Annotated in this window: 23 protein-coding genes; 2 read left to right on the top strand and 21 right to left on the bottom strand. The window is 62.1% G+C overall.

The genetic code is table 11. The features are described 5' to 3' along the window. Positions 1–418: 418 nt before the first annotated feature. The 21 genes from QYH69_RS34910 to QYH69_RS34810 form a co-directional block, all read right to left on the bottom strand. The gene (locus QYH69_RS34910) at positions 419–745 is read right to left on the bottom strand and encodes a RebB family R body protein (protein WP_075159114.1); all 327 of its coding nucleotides are present in this window, start codon (positions 743–745) and stop codon (positions 419–421) included. Positions 746–786: 41 nt separating this feature from the next. Then, a complete protein-coding gene (locus tag QYH69_RS34905) occupies positions 787–1,113 on the bottom strand; it encodes a RebB family R body protein (protein ID WP_075159115.1) in 327 nt (108 codons plus the stop codon). Between the two features lie 28 nt (positions 1,114–1,141). Beyond that, positions 1,142–1,465 carry a RebB family R body protein gene (locus tag QYH69_RS34900; RefSeq protein ID WP_308836208.1) on the bottom strand — a complete coding sequence of 108 codons (324 nt, stop codon included), beginning with the start codon at positions 1,463–1,465 and terminating at the stop codon, positions 1,142–1,144. Positions 1,466–1,540: 75 nt separating this feature from the next. Next, the gene (locus QYH69_RS34895; RefSeq protein ID WP_308836207.1) at positions 1,541–2,245 is read right to left on the bottom strand and encodes a hypothetical protein; all 705 of its coding nucleotides are present in this window, start codon (positions 2,243–2,245) and stop codon (positions 1,541–1,543) included. Continuing rightward, entirely contained in the window at positions 2,238–2,438 is a 201-nt protein-coding gene (locus QYH69_RS34890) for a hypothetical protein (protein WP_075159118.1), read from the bottom strand. Before QYH69_RS34890 ends, QYH69_RS34895 begins: the two co-directional genes overlap by 8 nt. Before the next feature lie 110 nt (positions 2,439–2,548). Further along, positions 2,549–2,989, bottom strand: a complete 441-nt coding sequence (locus tag QYH69_RS34885; RefSeq protein ID WP_308836206.1) for a lysozyme — start codon at positions 2,987–2,989, stop codon at positions 2,549–2,551. Positions 2,990–3,012: 23 nt separating this feature from the next. Beyond that, complete coding sequence (locus QYH69_RS34880) at positions 3,013–3,579, bottom strand: hypothetical protein (protein WP_308836205.1); 567 nt, start codon at positions 3,577–3,579, stop codon at positions 3,013–3,015. 63 nt (positions 3,580–3,642) lie between these two features. After that, on the bottom strand, positions 3,643–4,704 hold the full coding sequence (locus tag QYH69_RS34875) for a poly(3-hydroxybutyrate) depolymerase (RefSeq protein ID WP_308836204.1): 1,062 nt from the start codon (positions 4,702–4,704) through the stop codon (positions 3,643–3,645). 8 nt (positions 4,705–4,712) lie between these two features. Further along, complete coding sequence (locus QYH69_RS34870; RefSeq protein ID WP_308836203.1) at positions 4,713–5,180, bottom strand: hypothetical protein; 468 nt, start codon at positions 5,178–5,180, stop codon at positions 4,713–4,715. A 54-nt stretch (positions 5,181–5,234) separates the two neighbouring features. After that, positions 5,235–6,650: a patatin-like phospholipase family protein gene (locus tag QYH69_RS34865; protein WP_308836202.1), complete on the bottom strand. Its 1,416-nt coding sequence runs from the start codon at positions 6,648–6,650 to the stop codon at positions 5,235–5,237. Positions 6,651–6,698: 48 nt separating this feature from the next. Further along, positions 6,699–7,430 (bottom strand): hypothetical protein, encoded by a 732-nt coding sequence (locus tag QYH69_RS34860; protein WP_308836201.1) that lies wholly within the window; start codon positions 7,428–7,430, stop codon positions 6,699–6,701. A 26-nt stretch (positions 7,431–7,456) separates the two neighbouring features. After that, positions 7,457–7,690: a RebB family R body protein gene (locus tag QYH69_RS34855; RefSeq protein ID WP_075159123.1), complete on the bottom strand. Its 234-nt coding sequence runs from the start codon at positions 7,688–7,690 to the stop codon at positions 7,457–7,459. Positions 7,691–7,800: 110 nt separating this feature from the next. After that, positions 7,801–8,358 carry an RNA polymerase sigma factor gene (locus QYH69_RS34850; protein WP_308836200.1) on the bottom strand — a complete coding sequence of 186 codons (558 nt, stop codon included), beginning with the start codon at positions 8,356–8,358 and terminating at the stop codon, positions 7,801–7,803. Positions 8,359–8,502: 144 nt separating this feature from the next. Then, on the bottom strand, positions 8,503–9,180 hold the full coding sequence (locus QYH69_RS34845) for a Crp/Fnr family transcriptional regulator (RefSeq protein ID WP_308836199.1): 678 nt from the start codon (positions 9,178–9,180) through the stop codon (positions 8,503–8,505). 323 nt (positions 9,181–9,503) lie between these two features. Further along, on the bottom strand, positions 9,504–10,805 hold the full coding sequence (gltA, locus tag QYH69_RS34840; RefSeq protein WP_308836198.1) for a citrate synthase: 1,302 nt from the start codon (positions 10,803–10,805) through the stop codon (positions 9,504–9,506). A 125-nt stretch (positions 10,806–10,930) separates the two neighbouring features. After that, on the bottom strand, positions 10,931–11,203 hold the full coding sequence (locus QYH69_RS34835) for a succinate dehydrogenase assembly factor 2 (RefSeq protein ID WP_075159127.1): 273 nt from the start codon (positions 11,201–11,203) through the stop codon (positions 10,931–10,933). Between the two features lie 85 nt (positions 11,204–11,288). Beyond that, the gene (locus tag QYH69_RS34830; RefSeq protein WP_075159128.1) at positions 11,289–11,990 is read right to left on the bottom strand and encodes a succinate dehydrogenase iron-sulfur subunit; all 702 of its coding nucleotides are present in this window, start codon (positions 11,988–11,990) and stop codon (positions 11,289–11,291) included. 44 nt (positions 11,991–12,034) lie between these two features. Continuing rightward, positions 12,035–13,810 carry a succinate dehydrogenase flavoprotein subunit gene (gene sdhA / locus QYH69_RS34825; protein ID WP_308836197.1) on the bottom strand — a complete coding sequence of 592 codons (1,776 nt, stop codon included), beginning with the start codon at positions 13,808–13,810 and terminating at the stop codon, positions 12,035–12,037. Positions 13,811–13,814: 4 nt separating this feature from the next. Next, positions 13,815–14,183, bottom strand: a complete 369-nt coding sequence (sdhD, locus tag QYH69_RS34820; RefSeq protein WP_075159130.1) for a succinate dehydrogenase, hydrophobic membrane anchor protein — start codon at positions 14,181–14,183, stop codon at positions 13,815–13,817. 4 nt (positions 14,184–14,187) lie between these two features. Further along, complete coding sequence (gene sdhC / locus QYH69_RS34815) at positions 14,188–14,604, bottom strand: succinate dehydrogenase, cytochrome b556 subunit (RefSeq protein ID WP_308836196.1); 417 nt, start codon at positions 14,602–14,604, stop codon at positions 14,188–14,190. A 176-nt stretch (positions 14,605–14,780) separates the two neighbouring features. Continuing rightward, a complete protein-coding gene (locus tag QYH69_RS34810; protein WP_075159132.1) occupies positions 14,781–15,581 on the bottom strand; it encodes a GntR family transcriptional regulator in 801 nt (266 codons plus the stop codon). A gap of 531 nt (positions 15,582–16,112) precedes the next feature. Between QYH69_RS34810 and QYH69_RS34805 the strand changes: the two genes are divergently transcribed. Both QYH69_RS34805 and QYH69_RS34800 read left to right on the top strand, forming a co-directional pair. Continuing rightward, a complete protein-coding gene (locus QYH69_RS34805) occupies positions 16,113–17,093 on the top strand; it encodes a malate dehydrogenase (RefSeq protein WP_075159133.1) in 981 nt (326 codons plus the stop codon). A 111-nt stretch (positions 17,094–17,204) separates the two neighbouring features. Further along, positions 17,205–18,008: aldolase/citrate lyase family protein (locus QYH69_RS34800; RefSeq protein WP_308836195.1), on the top strand; the 804-nt coding region annotated here is incomplete at its 3' end.

Here is an 18,008-nt window from a genome sequence, read left to right as displayed (position 1 = left end):
TCGAACGCCTGCGGGCTCGTGACCTCATGCAGCAGATGACGGTCGATATAAAGAAGCGTCGTGCCGTCGTCTTCGGTATGGACCACATGCGTGTTCCACAATTTGTCGTACAGAGTCTGTGCCATGGTATGCGGGGTAGTTGTGACTACATTGCAATGCTGTCCGGGAATTATGCCACGCAGTCCGCATCGCCTGCGTACAAAACCCGAAAAAACCAATAGTAAACAGCAGCTTGGCTGGTAGTGACGATACCTGTATCACAAGCACCCCTTAAGCCTTGCGCGGCAACCTCGAATGCGGACGATATAAAAAGACCCTGCCGCGCGACGCGCATGCAGGGTAAAGGGGCCGTTATGTCGCCGATGTCGCTGCCCCTCGCGATCGAGGTTCGGCGACGTGGCGAAGAAAAGCCCAGTGCTCAGGGGTTCCGGAAGCTTTGCAACACGGTGAGCAGGCTCGTCAGATTGTCGGCGATGCCGGCCTGCGAAACCTTTTCGGTGGCGGCGGCGCCCGCCATCGTATTCATGCTGTAGATCTGCATCACGCCCTGATTGGCCGCAGCCTGCGCAAGCGTGTTTTGCTGCTGCTGCGCCGACACCGCATTCTGGAACAGAATGCCGGTGGAATGCGCCATCGTCTGATAGATCGAGCCCATCGCCATCGCCGGGGCTTCGCCGAGCACCTTCACGTTCGATTGCGTGACGGCGTCGGTAATCTGGTTGTTGACGGACGTTGGAAAAGTCATCGTGTATCTCCTAAGGCTAAGCGTTTAGCGCGTGCGGCGCGTCAGGGGTTGCGGAACGCTTGCAGCGTCGTGAGCATGCTGGTCAGGTTGTCCGATACTCCGGCCTGGCTGACCTTCTCGGTGCTCGCGGCATCGGCCATCGTATCCACGCTGTAGATCTGCATTACGCCCATATTCGCAGCGGCTTGCGACAGCGTGTTCTGCTGCTGTTGAGCCGACACTGCGTTTTCGAACAGAACACCCGACGAATGCGCCATCGTCTGGAACAGCGAACTGAGCGCCACGGCCGGCGACTGCGCCAGTACATTGACGTTGGCTTGCGTGACGGCGTCGGTGATCTGGCTATTGACATAGGTGTTGTAGGCCATTGTTCAGCTCCCGTGTCGTAACCGGAAATCAGCGGCGGAACGACTGCAGGACCGTGAGCAGGCTCGTCAGATTGTCGGCGACGCCCCCCTGCGAGACCTTCTCGGTGCCCGCGGCGCCGGCCATCGTGTCCATGCTGTAGATCTGCATCACGCCCATGTTCGAAGCGGCCTGCGTCAGCGTGTTCTGCTGCTGTTGGGACGACACGGCGTTTTCGAACAGGATGCCCGTCGAATGGGCCATCGTCTGGTACAGCGAACCGATCGCCATGGCCGGCGACTCGCCGAGCACCTTGACGTTCGATTGCGTAACAGCGTCGGTGATCTGATCGTTGACAGAAGTCGGGAAAGACATGGTTTGCTCCTTTGCTGGTTGAAGAGTGGGCGCACGCGGCAGGCCGATGTCGATGTGTGGCGGCGTCCCGCTGTGCTACTGCATGGACGCCTGTCCGCTCGCGTCGTGAACATCGGGCGCTTGCGCGGATGTGGCCGGCGCGGCGGGCGTGGCTTGCGCGGGCGTAGCGGCTTGTGCCGGTGCGACTGCCTGCGCGGGCGTAGCTTCCTGCACGGGTGCGGTGAACTGCGCGGCGGCTCGCACGGCATCTTCCGCAACCTTCGCTGCGTCCTCGTCGTTCAGGCGCTGGATCAGTTCCCTCAGTTGCGTGATCAGGGGTCCAAACTGCTGGTTGAAGCAGTTCTCCACTTCCTGCTTCGCGAGGTTCGCGAGGTGCCCGGCGATCTGGGTCAGCGCCAGCTGGTTGCCGGGCTGCAAGCCTGAAAGGCCCGGATTCAGGCTCGCGGGGCGCAAGTCGGACAGCGTCTTGCAGCTCTCGAGCAACTGGACGATGGCCTGTTCCTCCTTCTCCTGAACCTCGAGTGCCTGCGTCGAACTGGCCTGGATCGATTCGAGAATGCCGCGCATACCGGACGTGGCCTGCGCTTGCCCCTGCGTCATCGCGAGCTGCGCCTGGCGCCGCGCATCGTCGACGACGTTCCGTGCACCGCCGGCCGGCGAGCAGCCCTGGAAGCCTTGCTGCAACTTCAGCAACTGCGCTTCCTCCTGGGCTTCGAGCGGACGGTTCAGGTATTGCTCGGCGATCTGGCGCAGCGCGGGATTCAGCGCGTCGTCAGCCATGGCTCGCGTCCCGCTCGTTGCCGATGAAAGGCGAGAGCGCGCTGCGGACCGACAGCAGCGCATGCAGCTCGCCGAGGAATGCGTTGTCGTCGTGGCCGGCCGGCGCGTGCATCAGCGACTGGGCCCACGTGCTCAGATGGCTGCCGAGCAGCTTCGACGCGGCGTCGTGCAGCTGTTTCAGATCGTCTTGCATGGCGTGTTCTCCTGAGAAGGAAGCAGAGCGGTGAAAGATGCGAAAACAGCCCGGCCGAAATTGCGGCCGGGCTGTTTGCAAGAACGTCGCAGGCAGGACTGTTGTGAAGGTCAGCTGTACATCGGCGTCTCGAAGAGCGACTGCTCCGCCTGCCTGCGTTTGAGCAGGCCAGGCAGATGCTGCCCGCCGGCCATGTCCCAGCGCGTAAACTGCTGAGCGGCGCCGTGGTAGTCGCCCTCGTTGAGGAGCCGCAACAGCGTCGAGTTTTGCAGGCTGCCGAGGCCCAGGTTATAGCTGAAACTGACGAGCGCCGAGTATTGATTGCCGTTGACCGGCGCCGTCACGAGCCTGTCGACACCGCTTTCGAATCGACTGAGATCGTCGCCAAGCAACTGGTCGGCCTGGGCCTGTGTAATCACGAGCCCGGGCTTCACATCCGCACCTGTATGGCCGTATCCGATCGTCAGCACCCCCACCACATCCTTGTAAGCGATAAGGCGCAAGCCTTCGAATTGCCTGATCAGATTGAAGCCGGCCTGATTCGTTTTCATGACGCTTCTCCTCATCGAGTCGTTTATTCCGGATTCCCAGGCGTCGTATCGCCGGATGCGCGCGACGGGCCGCTTGTCGCGGGGCTCGCGGCAAGCCACTGCTGCAGGCATTGCAGAAACGCCGGCGAGATGCCGCTCGCCCATTGCGACAGCGCGTCCGTCTGATCGTCCCACTGCTTTCGCGCTGCCTGCTGCGCCGCGCCGGACACGAGCGCCATGTCGCCTTGCCCGCGCGTCTTCAGCATTTGCGGCAGCAGTGCAAAGACCTGTTGCTGCCACTGCGCCGCCGACTGCATCTGCCAGTCGAGGAACCGCCTGCTCAACTCCTGCGCGGTCTCGCCGCATTGACGCCAATACTCGATAAAGCCCGCGAAATCGGTGTGCAGCTGCCACGCGGACGACCATTGTCGCGACGCTTCCTGCATGCGCTCGCTGAAGTTGTCGCCGCTCGCGAGGCTGGCCCTGAGCGCGTCCTTCCAGTCCGCGGCCGAAGGAACGCGAGCGAGCGCGAGCCTGCCGGCGAGCGAGACCCAGTCCGGCGAGCCGTTGCTGTCGCTGCCGGGGCCGGTTGCCAGGTTCGGTGTGTTCATCGTTGGTCCTTTTCTGTTGGTCCTATTGTCTGGTCTTTCGCGAAAGCGGCCTGCGCGCGCTTCTTATCGGCGCGGACTCGTGAGGCGCTTCACCATCGCATCGACAGCCGCCATCTGCGGCGCGCTCTTCTTATAGAAGTCGGGATGAACCGGGTCTTTGCTCGTGTAGCCCCAGAAGTCCCAGCAGCCCAACGGATTGCGCGCAGGGTCGGTACGGATCTGCGGATACAGCACGATGATGCGATTGCTGTCCGCGAGTTCGTTGTAACCGGTCGTCCTGTAGAAACGGTCGTTGATACGGCTGTCTTCCTGCGTGCAGCCGTGGAACACGACATGCACGCGACAGCTTTCGGCGCGGCACGCCGCCGGAATGTAGACGTGCCCGACGCTGGACAAACCCGTGTAGCCGTCTTTCGTGAACCCGGTTTGATCGAAGTCCGCGAGGTCGCCGCCGGGCTTCGCAACCGGCGCGTTCAGATTGCCGTACATCTGGCGCAGGATGTCTTGCGATTGCACGAAGCCGCAGTTGTTCAGATTGGGCGGGGCATTGGCCGCACATGCGAGATCCTGGCGGTTCGCGGTGATCATCGCGTGGCCCGCATTGATCGTGTCGATGTACTGGATCTGCTGTCTCGGCACGCCGGCGCTCAGATAGAACGCTTCGGTCTGCTTCACGACCTTCGGCAACACGATGCTGTCCGACGCGCCCGTGAAAATATAGAGCCGCTGCCGCTTGATGTTTTGCACCGGGTCGATCGCGCCTTCGGCGGCGAATCGCTGGGCCACCCTGAAGGCCTCGGCTCCCGACGGGCCGGGACCCGCCGGCGTCATGCACAGCGTAACCGCCGTGTTCAGAAAGCGTTCGGGGCCGTTCAACCGGCCGAGCCCCGCGCAATAGAACGGGCCGCCGGCGACGATGCCCGCACCCGCGACGCTCGCGGAATACGCGACGCTGAACTGCGCGGACATGAATGCGCCCGACGAGAGGCCCGATACCGTCGTTTGCGCGGGGTCGGCGGCCAGTGCCGGCAACGGTGGTGCGTCGGCGGCGCAGACCGCGCCGGCGGTTGAGGCGGCCAGCAGAATTGCGGCGAGCCCTCGAGACAAAGCGGATATCGATCGCATGATGGGTCCTATGAAGTAGTAGTGGAACGTTGCGGTCCTTGCTCATGATCCTGCTGCTTCTGCCGCGCTTCCTTTTGCTGTTTCTGCAACTCGTTGATGCCGGACCAGCCGATAAAGAACAGCCCCATCTCGGTCGAACTGAACGAGTACGGCAACCCGGCGAGCACACCGAGCGCCAGCCCTTTGGCGAAAGCGACGCCCAGCGTGTCGTTATCGACCATGTACTGCGTAAGCGTGATGCTGAGCATGGTCGCAATCAATAACAGCAGGCCGACGTACAGGAGGAAGCGCTCCTTGTCCTGCAGCGGCATCGTCTTCACCATGTCGAGCAGCATCGTTTCCCAAAGCTTGTCCACGGAGACGGTGACGAGCGCGGACAACAGATGGATCGGGCTTCTGCTCATCGGTGGCAGCGCGGCCGGCGTCCGCGTTTGCGGCGCGTCGTCGGGCCGAGGGTCCTGTGCGGGCAAGGGCATGGCGAACGGTTCGTCCCGATAACGTGCGGTCAATGCGACGAGGTGTTGCGGCGGCTACAGACCTGCCCATGACAACAGACCGTCGCGAGGCGGCGCAGGTTGTCCGAGCAGTTGCGCGAGGTTGTCGCAAACCGTTCGCGCATAGTCGTTGATGGAGTCGTCGACGCTTCGATTTGATTCGCCGACGGGAAACTCCGACGTCAACGAAATCGGCGCGGCAGGCTGCTTGCTGATATAGAAAATGCGGTAGTTCGCACCCGGTTCCATACCGAATTTGAAAAGCCAGCCATGCTCCGTCTGTTCGGCCGCCGGGGTCTTGCAAATCTCCCGCTTGGCCTTGGCGAAGAACGAAGATTCTTCCGGCACGACAATGGTCTTGTGGTTCGACGGCAGCATGAGTCTCTGCACGGCCCACATCGTCGAGGCCGCTGGCAGGCTATTCGCCTCGTCGCCGTCGTTAAGCCCGAGCGCGAGGATGTTGAAGTCGCCGGATGGCGTCGAGCCGACGCTGTCGACGAAGATCGGCGCTTCCACCGGCATGTTGCTCATGCAACCGCCATCGGTATAGAGGAAGTCGCGTATCGACGGCGACGCACCGAGCGGCATCGACTGGAACAGCAGAGGGAATGCGCCGCTCGCCTGAGCCGCAGCTATCAGGCAAGTGCCCTCGTGCCGAACAAATGCCTTGTGAATTGCACTTTGTTCGGAATACCAACCGCCTTCCTGAAGCTTCGACGAAACATAATTCAGAGAGCCAAACTCTTCGGCCAGTTGTTTCGTATTGGCTTGCCCATGATAGAGCCGCGTGACGGTGACCGTCAGATGCTTCCAGCCGGCATCGATGCCGGCTTGCGCCATCAGAGAGACGATCCTGTGGTGCGTGCCGACCAGATAGCAACCGAAGCGCCTCAGTTCCCGCAGCCCGGTCGCAAGCGCGGCGGTCAGCGCCGCGATATGCGGCCCGGTCGGATCGATGTCGTAATCCCAGAAGTAACCTGTGTTGCGCTCGTGAAGCTCGTTCAGGAAATAGCGGTCCGAGTCGATGGCGATATAAGCATTGCCGTCCGCATCGATCTGTCTCTCCGCGATCTGCTTGAGGATTTGCAGCAGCGCGGTCTCGGCCCAGATCAGCAGCACCGAGGGAATGGACGAGCCGTCGAGACTGTCCTTTCGATGCTCCCTGAACGTCGTCGCCCTGCTCAGTCCGATCCTCGCTTCGCCTTTGTTCGCATACTGCTTCGTCGCGAACGGCAAGGCTTCCGAAATGGCCGGCGAAAGCCGCTCGAGTGCATAGGGCGTCCCGCCCAGTGCGAGGATAAAACCCGTCAATGCGCCCGCGCTCGAACCGGCAACATGCGGTACGGCCTTGAGGTCGATGTGTCTGTCGTTGTCCAGCTTGCGGAGCGCCTTCGGATAGACGAGCCCTTTGGCTCCGCCGCCGCCCAATACGAGGGAATGAAGATCCAGCATGGGTTTCTCCTGTCGATGTGATTCGATGGGTCTGGTGCACTGGCAGCGTCAGCCGCGGCGCTTGTCCAGCAGCGCCTGGTACTTGTTCAGGCTCTGGTCGATCTTGTCCAATGCGAAATGCGCGGCTTCGCCTTCGATGGCGCCGGCCGCCGCCGCGACCGCTGCAGCCGTGCCGACGAGCAGGTCCGTGATCAGCACGCCGAGCGCGTCTTCGGCCGCGCCCTTGATGTCCTCGGCGACGAGCTTCTCGGTCATGTTCTTGAGCAGCACGCCCTTGCTGGCGAGCGCAAGCTTGCTCGCGCCGTCGAAGTAGTTCGCGGCGGACTGCGCGACGAGGCCGCTCGCCTGCGTGATCATCATGTTCGGTGCGACGGCGATCTGGCTGCTCGCATAGGCGGCCGTTTCGCTGTTGCTCATCTGCACCGATTGCACGATCTGGCTGTTGAGCGCATCGGTGCCGCCGGCGGGCGGTGCGGATTGCATCTGCCCCGTGAAACCGGAGAGCGGGCTCGACGGTGGTTGCGGCGGGGTTTGGGCGGCCGTGTTAGTGCCGCTGGTAGCGCCATTGGCAGCGGGGGCGGCTGAGGTGTCAGCGGTGGCGCCGGCGGCAACGGCGGCAACGGGCGCCGCGTCCGCCGCACTAGCGCTCGCATCCGGGGCTGCACCGGCGTCGGGCGCTGCCGCACCTGCGCCGCCCGGCGCCGTCCCGCCCGCTGGCGCACCGCCCGAACCGTCGCTTGCCGCGGGCTGCTTGCCGGTGAAGAAGTCCTTTAGGCTCATGGTTCATGTCTCCTCGGCGCGCGGCGTCACTTTTCGCCGACGGACATGATCATCGTCACGGCCTTCGAAATCACGGCACTCGAAATCTGGTTCAACGCCTGCTGGCTATGCACGGCGTTTTGCAGCGAGAGTCCGGCCGAGTGGCTGGCGAACTGGTACAACGACGCGATCGCCTGCGCCGGCGCCTCCGCGACGACTTTGACGTTGGTCTGGGTGACGGCATCGGTGATCTGGCCGTTGACAGCAGTGTTGTCCGCCATGACGACTCCTTCGGTACGGCATAGGGGTTGATAAAAGCGGAGCCGGGATGGCCCCGCCGCGCTGGTGCTCGGTGATTACGGACGCGCGGCTCGCGCGTTTGTGAAGCGGCTCAATCGAGCTTCTTGCGCAACTTCTTGCGCAGCAGTTCGACGCGCTTGCGCGCGAGCGTTTCGCTGATGCCGAGCACGGCGGCGATGTGCGGATAAGGCAGGTCTTCCTCGAACTTCAGCGCAAAGAGCGCGCGTTGTTGCGGCGTGAGCGTGGCAACCGCGCGCTCCATGCGGATGAGTTGCTGCTTGAGCGCGAGTTGCTGCTCCGCGGGCGGCGCATGATCGGGCACGGCGGCGATGAAGTCGTCTTCCCATTCGCCACCGTGTTCGATCACGCGGTCCTCGCGTCCGCAGCGACGCGTGTGATCGAGAAACGCGTGGTTCAGCACGAGGAAGAAAAACCCCGCGAGATTCTTGACACGCTCGGGCGAGCGCAGCATGTAGAGATGAACCTTGAGCGCCGTATCGGACAACAGATCGTCGGCCTTGTAGGGGTCGCCCTTGCACAGCAGGCGCGCGCGGCGCCTCAACTTGCCGTGCATTTCCCTCCAGGTGTCGTCGAACTGGTTCGCGGCGGGGGAACTGGTTCGATCCCCCCGGTCAGTCGTGATGGCCATTCTGCTTCTCCCGTACGTGTGGAAGCAGCAGAATCCGGCGAATGATATGAGGAAAGCAGTTGCCCGCGTAACAGCGCCGGTGGGACGGGATCGACACGGCGCGCCGTCACGCTTGCGCTGGTGCGACGGCGCGCCTTGCGGGCGTCATTGCGCGGCGGCGATATGGCGCAAACGCTCGGGGTTATCGATGCGCAGCATATGGGCCTGCGGCCGAATCAGGCCTTCGCGCTGCCATCGTTGCAGCAGCGAATTGAGCCGCGGCCTGCTTACATTAAGCATGGCGGCCAAGATGCTCTGGTTACCAGGTAACCGGACTTCGGGCTGATCGGCACCTTCCATGCGCGTGAGCAGGTGCCGCGCGACTCGCGCTTCGAGCCGGTAAAGGCATGCCGACTCGACGAAGTCGCTCAGTTGCTGCAGCCGGCTGCATAGCTGCTGATGGATACGTTGCATGAAGACCGCATCGGCCTGCAGTTCGGCAAAGTGCCGGGCGCGCAGCAGCGACACCTGGCAATCCGCGCTCAACTGCGCGTTGAAGCTGCGCCGGCGCGGATGCAGCAATGCGCTCTCTCCGACGATGCCGCCCGCGAGCGTGTAATCGAGGATGATTTCCCGCCCGCCCGGCTCGTGCAGGGTGTGATAGATGTGGCCACGGTGGACGAAAGCGATGAAATCCTCGGGATCGCCCTTGAAGAACAGCAGGCGGTTACGGCAAGCCGGCCACGGCGCGACGTGATCTTCGATATGCAGGATGAGTTTGTCCGGCAGTCCCTGAAGCAACGGAGTGGACCGGAGCGCTTCGGCATAGGTGACGGTTGACATGACGTCTCTGCGTTGTCGTTGTTTGGCGGTGCAACTGACTAGCGGAAACGTTTGCGTCAGACAAATGTGAAGCGTGAGAGGCCTTCACCCTGTCTGGGTAGATAGTTTTTGCGTCGAAGCTGTTCACGCGCCGCCGCCGTAGACGTTGTGCCCATCTTGCGTCTCGACGACGGCGGTCATATGCAACACGCATGGCCGTGCTGATGGATCTTCGATCCAATGAAAAACGCCTCAACGGCATTAACCGTTGAGGCGTCTTCCTGTCGTGCATCTGGCGCACGCGCGGCCCAGGCCGCGCGCCACTCCAGTCACGCGCGGCTGATTCAGCGCTTTGCGATCGGCTTCGCTTCGCGCGGCGTATCGCCGATGAACAACTGACGCGGACGGCCGATCTTCTGTTCCGGATCCGCAATCATTTCGTTCCACTGCGCAATCCAGCCCACCGTGCGTGCCATCGCGAAGATGCAGGTGAACATCGACGTCGGAATGCCAAGCGCGCGCTGCACGATGCCCGAATAGAAGTCGACGTTCGGGTACAGCTTGCGCGACACGAAGTATTCGTCTTCGAGCGCGATCTTCTCGAGCGCCATCGCGAGCTTGAACAGCGGGTCGTCGTGCAGACCCAGTTCCTCGAGCACTTCGTGGCACGTCTCGCGCATCAGCTTCGCGCGCGGGTCGTAGTTCTTGTACACGCGGTGACCGAAGCCCATCAGCTTCACGCCCGAGTTCTTGTCCTTCACCTGCTTGATGAATTCGGGGATGTTGTCCACCGTGCCGATTTCTTCGAGCATGTTCAGCGCCGCTTCGTTCGCGCCGCCGTGCGCCGGGCCCCACAGGCAGGCGATACCGGCCGCGATGCATGCAAACGGGTTCGCGCCCGACGAACCGGCGAGGCGCACCGTCGACGTCGACGCGTTCTGCTCGTGATCCGCGTGCAGGATCAGGATGCGGTCGAGCGCGCGCACGAGCACGTCGTTGACCTGGTACTCTTCGCACGGATTCGAGAACATCATCCGCATGAAGTTTGCGCTATACGACAGGTTGTTCTGCGGATAGACGAACGGCTGGCCGATGCTGTACTTGTACGCCATCGCGACGAGCGTCGGCAGCTTCGCGATCATGCGGATCGCCGACACTTCGCGGTGACGCGGATTGTTGATGTCGAGCGAGTCGTGATAGAACGCGGACAGCGCGCCGACTGCCGCCACGAGAATCGCCATCGGGTGCGCGTCGCGACGGAAACCGCGGAAGAAGAACTGCATCTGCTCGTGCACCATCGTGTGATTCGTGACAGTCTTCACGAACTCTTCCTTCTCCTTCGCATTCGGCAGTTCGCCCTTCAGCAGCAGGAAACAGGTCTCGAGGAAGTCCGCATTCTGCGCGAGGTTGTCGATCGGGAAACCGCGATACAGCAGCTCACCCTTGTCCCCATCGATGTAGGTGATCGCCGAGTTGCACGATGCCGTCGACATGAAGCCCGGGTCATACGTGAACTTGCCGGTCTGACCGTACAGTTTGCGGATGTCGATTACATCCGGGCCCATCGTGCCCTTGTAGATCGGCATTTCGACGCTCGGCGAGTTGTCGCTGAACGATAGCGTGGCTTTAACATCTGACGGGGTCATAGCACATCCTCAATCGAAAGGTGGAAACAGGGTTTCGATAATTGCACGCCTTCTCGGCCATGCTCGCGGTACGGTTGAGCCGGGGATCCCAGCGCCGGAGAGTGAACGCCGGCGCTCGATCGGGGCTAAGCCGTACGCAACATGTCGAGGACCCGTCTGACGTCCGGGTCGGCCAGGTCGCCTTCTGGTTCCTTGCGGGCGAGCAGCAAGTCCATCAGGTCGTTATCGCTCAGTTCGAGCAGGCGCGTCAGTGCGCCTACGTCCGCATCACTGAGGTCACGCTCATATCGGCTGAAAAAACGTTCGAAGATCAGATCGTTTTCCAGCAGGCCGCGCCGTGCGCGCCAGCGTAAGCGCGCGCGGCGAAGAGGGTCGGACTGATGCGATGATTCGTCCATATCAGTACGCGCAGGGCCGCTCCCAGGCGTACTCACGGCCCCCTCGCGGGGCCGCGGCCGATAGGGAGCGTGGGGGTTATTCATCTCAGACAGTGCGACGCACCATCAATTCCTTGATCTTACCGATCGCCTTCGTCGGATTGAGCCCCTTCGGGCACACGTCGACGCAGTTCATGATCGTATGGCAACGGAACAGACGGTACGGATCTTCCAGATTGTCGAGACGTTCGCCGGTTGCCTCGTCGCGGCTGTCCGCAATGAAGCGATAGGCTTGCAGCAGGCCCGCCGGACCGACGAACTTATCGGGATTCCACCAGAAGCTCGGGCACGACGTCGAGCAGCTCGCGCACAGAATGCACTCGTAGAGGCCGTCGAGCTCGTCGCGCTCTTCAGGCGACTGCAGGCGCTCTTTCTCGGGCGGCGGCGTTTCGTTGATCAGGTAAGGCTTGATCGAATGGTACTGGTTGAAGAACTGCGTCATATCGACGATCAGGTCGCGCACGACCGGCAGGCCCGGCAGCGGACGCAGCACGATCTTCTGCGGCAGTTCGTTCAGGTTCGTCAGGCACGCGAGGCCGTTCTTGCCGTTGATGTTCATCGCATCCGAACCGCACACGCCTTCGCGGCATGAACGGCGGAACGACAGCGTTTCATCGAGGGCTTTAAGCTTGACGAGTGCGTCGAGCAACATGCGCTCGTGCTCGATTTCGAGCTCGTAGCTCTGCATGCGCGGCGCGGCATCCGTGTCCGGATCGTAGCGGTAGATTTCGAAAGTACGCTTGGCCATATTGTGGGTCCTTTGACTTTGGCTATGCCTTGAAAGGTACGTGCCTAGAAAGTACGTGCCTTAGGCGGCACCGATTCGACCGTCAGCGGCTTCATATGCACCGGCTTGTAGTCGAGGCGATCGCCTTCGCTGAACCACAGCGTATGGCGCAGCCAGTTCTCGTCGTCGCGATGTTCAAAGTCGCTCTGTGCGTGCGCGCCGCGGCTTTCCTTGCGCGCGTCGGCCGACACCATCGTGGCGCGCGCCGCTTCGATCAGGTTCGCCAGTTCGAGCGCTTCGACGCGCGCGGTGTTGAACACCTTCGACTTGTCCTTCATGTGCACGTGGGCGACGCGTTCCTTCAACTCGTCGATCTTTGCGACGCCCTCGGCGAGCAGCTTCGACGTGCGGAACACGCCCGCGTGCGCTTGCATCGTCGAGCGGATGTCGTTCGCGATCGCTTGCGTGTACTCGCCCGACGACGAAGCGTCGAGCTTCGCGAGGCGCTCGAGCGCACGATCCGCCGCGTCCGCAGGCAGTGGCTTGTGCTCTTTCATCTCGCTCGCGTGCTTGATGATGTGGTTGCCGGCCGCGCGGCCGAATACCACGAGGTCGAGCAGCGAATTCGTGCCGAGGCGGTTCGCGCCGTGCACCGATACGCACGAGCATTCGCCGACCGCGTAGAAGCCGTTGACCGGCTCTTCATGATCGCGCGACGTGCCGACCACCTGGCCGTGCATGTTCGTCGGAATACCGCCCATCTGATAGTGAATGGTCGGCACGACCGGAATCGGTTCCTTGATGCAGTCGACGTTCGCGAATTTCAGCGCGATTTCGCGGATCGACGGCAGACGCTTCATGATCGTCTCGGCGCCGATGTGCGACAGGTCGAGCAGCACGTGGTCCTTGTTCGGACCGACGCCGCGGCCTTCCTTGATTTCCTGGTCCATCGAACGCGAAACGAAGTCGCGCGGCGCGAGGTCTTTCAGCGTCGGCGCGTAGCGCTCCATGAAACGCTCGCCGTTCGCGTTGCGCAGAATGCCGCCTTCGCCGCGCACGCCTTCGGTGATCAGCACGCCCGCGCCGGCCACGCCGGTGGGGTGGAACTGCCAGAACTCCATGTCCTGCAGCGCGATGCCCGAGCGCGCAGCCATGCCGAGGCCGTCGCCGGTGTTGATGAACGCGTTCGTCGACGCCGCGAAGATGCGCCCCGCGCCGCCCGTGGCGAACAGCGTGGTCTTGCCTTCGAGGATGTAGACATCGCCCGTTTCCATCTCGAGCGCGGTCACGCCGAGCACATCGCCGTCCGCATCGCGGATCAGATCGAGCGCCATCCACTCGACGAAGAACTGCGTCTTCGCCGCGACGTTCTGCTGGTACAGCGTATGCAGCAGCGCGTGACCGGTACGGTCAGCCGCCGCGCACGCGCGCTGCACCGGCTTTTCACCGTAGTTCGCGGTGTGGCCGCCGAACGGGCGCTGATAGATCGTGCCGTCCGCATTACGGTCGAACGGCATGCCGAAGTGCTCGAGTTCGTATACGGCGTTCGGCGCTTCGCGGCACATGAACTCGATCGCGTCCTGGTCGCCGAGCCAGTCCGAACCCTTGATCGTGTCGTAGAAGTGATAGTGCCAGTTGTCTTCGCTCATGTTGCCGAGCGACGCGCCGATGCCGCCTTGCGCGGCGACCGTGTGCGAACGCGTGGGGAACACCTTCGACAGCACGCATACCGACAGACCCGCGCGCGCCAGTTGCAGCGACGCGCGCATTCCCGAGCCGCCCGCGCCGACGATCACCACGTCGAAACGGCGACGCGGCAGAGAATTTTTGATTGCAGCCATTCTTTTACACTCTCCAGAGAATCTGCGCGGCGTAGCCCGCACACGCGAGCAGCCAGACGATCGTCAGCGCCTGAAGGACGAGCCGCGTGCCGACGGGCTTGATGTAGTCCATCCAGATGTCGCGAATGCCGACCCATGCGTGATAGAACAATGACAGCAGCGTGACAAACGTCGCGAGCTTCATCCATTGAGTAGCGAAGATCGAGGCCCAGCCGTCGTACGAGAATGCGTGAGCGGCGAAGAACCAGACGAGCAGGATCACCGTGTAGATCGCCATGATCGTGGCGGTGATGCGTTGCGCGAGCCAGTCGCGCAGACCGTAGTGCGCGCCGACGACAAGGCGCTTCGAACCGATTCGGTTATTGGAGGACATTTTCTTAGAAGGCTCCGAACAGTTTCAGCGCGAACGCGATGGTCAGCACCGACGACACGACCAGCACGACGACCGACGTGCTCTTGCCTTTTTCCTTCGACACCGCATTGTGGTTGGTGTCCATCAACAGATGACGGATACCGGCGCAGAAGTGAAACAGGAAAGCCCACGCAAGAACGAGCGTGATCAGCTTGACGATGATGTTGGAGAGAAAGGCCTTGAAGACTTCGAAGCTGAGTTCGGAAGTGAGACTCTGATCGAAGAGGTACAGCAGGAACGGAAGGAAGATGAAGAGCAGTGCACCGCTCACACGATGCAGAATCGACACGCGCCCCGCTAGCGGGAGACGGTACGCCGTTAGAATCTGCCCGATACCGATGTTCCGGAATTCCGGCCTCGGTTTTTTTACCGCTTCAGACATGCTAGACCCCTACTATGTAGTCACACTAATCCGCGATTTTAGCGCTTTTTCATTCCGCGCTGCAGCGAACATCTGCTCAAGACTGCTTTATATCGGCGGAAACAAAGACGCTTTGCAGCCGATGCGAGAACGTATCGAATACACGTCCGCAAGCCAGACCCATTTCACCGCTTGCATCAACTGAGGTCGTTCTGATAGTAATAGCCGGTTGTGACATACCAACCGCGCCGCACCTCAACGGGCCGGTCGCCATACGTGTATGACACGCGCTCGACCGACAACAGCGGAAAACCCGGCGGCACATGCAGCAGATCGGCGACCGTCGGGTCCGCCGCCACTGCGCGAATCTTCTCCGTTGCGCGGATCATCCGCGTGCCGAACTCCGTTTCGAACATTGCATAGAGCGGTCCCTTGTACTCGGACAGGCGCTCGAGCGTGAGCCCGCGAAACACGCCGCCCGGCAACCAGATTTCGTCGAGCACGGTATCTTCGCCATCGAACTGCAGCAAACGCTTGATCAGTACGACCGGGTCCGACGGTTTCAGATCGAGCTGCCGCGCGATTTCCGCCGATGCGCGCAAACGCCGGCATTCGAGCAGCTTGCTGATGTGCGGATGCTCGACGCCGTCATCGGCGAGTAATCTCAGGAAGCGAAACTGTGCGCGGTCTTCGTTGTGCGTTGCAACAAACGTGCCCTTGCCCTGGCGCCGCACAAGGAGATTGTCGGCGGCAAGCTCGTCGATCGCCTTGCGCACCGTGCCCTGGCTCACCTTGTAGCGCGCGGCCAGTTCGACTTCGCTGGGGATGATTTCGCCAGGCTTCCATTCGCCGGACTCGAGGCTCTGAGTGATGAGCCCCTTGATCTGCTGGTAAAGCGGGCTGAACGTAGGCGACGAAGACGTTGCCGAAGCAGGCAGGCCTTCGCCTGTGCCCGCCGGGCCGATCGGATTCGCGGAGCTCGCCTGGTTCGAATTCATTCGCGCATTTCATCATAAAGGGTCCGCCGCCGTCCACCAGTTTCAGGGCAATACTTATGTCTTATATAAGACATAAGATACTGTTGACTTTGTGTCGGCCGGCTCCTACACTCCTTGTCGAGCAAGGGTTTGCGGGTCATTTTCAGGTTGCGCGGCAGCGGCGGAATGCAAGCGGAACGCGTAGCCGGGAACACCGTTCCTGAGCATGCTGTGCCCCCTCAGTCCAGCTTTCGATTCGCCTGCCGTCCGCCTCACGAATGGCTTCAGAAGGCCTGAACGGCGCCGTCGCGCGCGATTTCAGGCTCATGCACCCCACTTCATGCGGCCACATCGACGCTCGCCGAAATGCGCTATTGCAGGATTGCGCAGGGCGCAGCGAGCCACACGTGCCGTCATGCATGCCCCTGCGCAAAGAGTTCATCGAGTTTGCGACGTTTCGGCTAACGCGCATATAAAATGGCGTTTTCTCAAAGCGTCTGATGCACTAATCAATGCACTAACGCACTAACGCACCGTCCTGGAGATTTCTCAATGGCTAAGCCCGCAAAGCGCGTTGCCGTCACTGGCGCCGCAGGTCAAATCGGTTACTCCCTGCTATTTCGCATCGCCAATGGCGACATGCTCGGCAAGGACCAGCCGGTGATCCTGCAGCTGCTTGACCTGCCGCAAGCGCAAGCCGCCGTCAAAGGCGTCGTGATGGAGCTCGAAGACTGCGCGTTCCCGCTGCTCGCGGGTGTCGTCGTCACCGACGACCCCAAGGTTGCGTTCAAGGACGCCGACGTCGCGCTGCTGGTCGGCGCGCGCCCGCGTTCGAAGGGCATGGAGCGAAAGGACCTGCTGTCGGCCAACGCCGAGATCTTCACGGTGCAAGGCAAGGCGCTCAACGATGTCGCGAGCCGCGACGTGAAGGTGCTCGTGGTCGGCAACCCGGCCAACACGAACGCGTATATCGCGATGAAGTCGGCCCCGGATCTGCCGAAGAAGAACTTCACGGCGATGCTGCGTCTGGACCACAACCGCGCGCTGTCGCAACTGGCGGCGAAGTCGGGCAAGCCGGTCGCGTCGATCGAAAAGCTCGCCGTGTGGGGCAACCACTCGCCGACGATGTATCCCGACTTCCGCGTCGCGACGGCCGAAGGCCAATCGTTGACGAAGCTGATCAACGACGACGAATGGAACCGCAACGTGTTCATCCCGACGGTCGGCAAGCGCGGCGCTGCGATCATCGAAGCGCGCGGACTTTCGTCGGCGGCATCGGCGGCCAATGCGGCGATCGATCACGTGCGTGACTGGGTGCTCGGCACGAATGGCAAGTGGGTGACGATGGGCATTCCGTCGGACGGCTCGTATGGCATCCCCGAAGACATCATTTACGGTGTGCCCGTTACTTGCGAAAACGGCGAGTACAAGCGCGTCACGGGCCTCGAAATCGACGCATTCTCGCGCGAGAAGATGGACGGTACGCTCAACGAGCTGCTCGAAGAGCGCGACGGCGTCAAGCACCTGCTGTAAGCATCCGATGCGAAATAACCGGAACCTCGTTGCTGTGCGGCGGCGGGTTCCGGTTTTTTACACCTATCCAGCCAGAATCCACGATCTTCAAACACGCTTTTGACGTCGATAATGCGCGCCCCCACCCCCGCCGAAGTGCTGTTTGACGGCGAAGCGCCGCCCACCGTCCTGCCTGCCTGCGACCACTACGCCGGCAGCGAGAAGCTGATGCTCAAGTCGCTTGCGCTGCAACAGGAGCTCGGTCCGGTATTCGACGTCACGCTCGATTGCGAAGACGGCGCGCAGGTCGGGCGCGAAGCCGAGCACGCGGAACTCGTCGCGTCGCTGCTCGGTAGCGAGCACGATCGCTTCCATCGTGTCGGCGTGCGTATCCACGATTTCGATCATTCGCATTGGCGCGACGACGTGCGTCTGATCTTGCGCGCCGCGAAGCGTGCGCCCGCGTATATCACGCTGCCGAAAATCCGCAGCGTGCCCGATGCCGCCGAAATGTGCGCATTCATCGACGCAACGCGCCGCGAACTCGGCATCGCACAGCCCGTGCCTGTGCAACTGCTCGTCGAAACGCATGGCGCGCTCGCGCGCGCGTTCGACCTCGCCGCACTGCCGGGCGTAGAAGCGCTGAGCTTCGGCCTGATGGACTTCGTCTCGGCGCACGACGGCGCGATTCCCGATACCGCGATGCGCTCGCCGGGGCAGTTCGATCATCCGCTCGTACGGCGCGCAAAGCTCGAAATCGCCGCGGCGTGCCATGCGCATGGAAAGGTGCCGTCGCATAACGTCTCGACCGAAGTACGCGATATGCGTGTCGTCGCCAACGATGCCGCGCGGGCACGCAAAGTCGGAGGCCAAGCGGTCTTAGGAAGACAAAACATTCTACCAACTCCTTGGCTCACAAGTCGGAGGCCAAGCGGT

Origin of the sequence: Paraburkholderia sp. SARCC-3016 (assembly GCF_031119615.1) — a bacterium.
In the GTDB taxonomy this organism is placed as follows: Bacteria; Pseudomonadota; Gammaproteobacteria; order Burkholderiales; family Burkholderiaceae; genus Paraburkholderia.
Note: the sequence above shows the minus strand (reverse complement) of the source record. Positions and strands in the feature narration are given on the sequence as shown.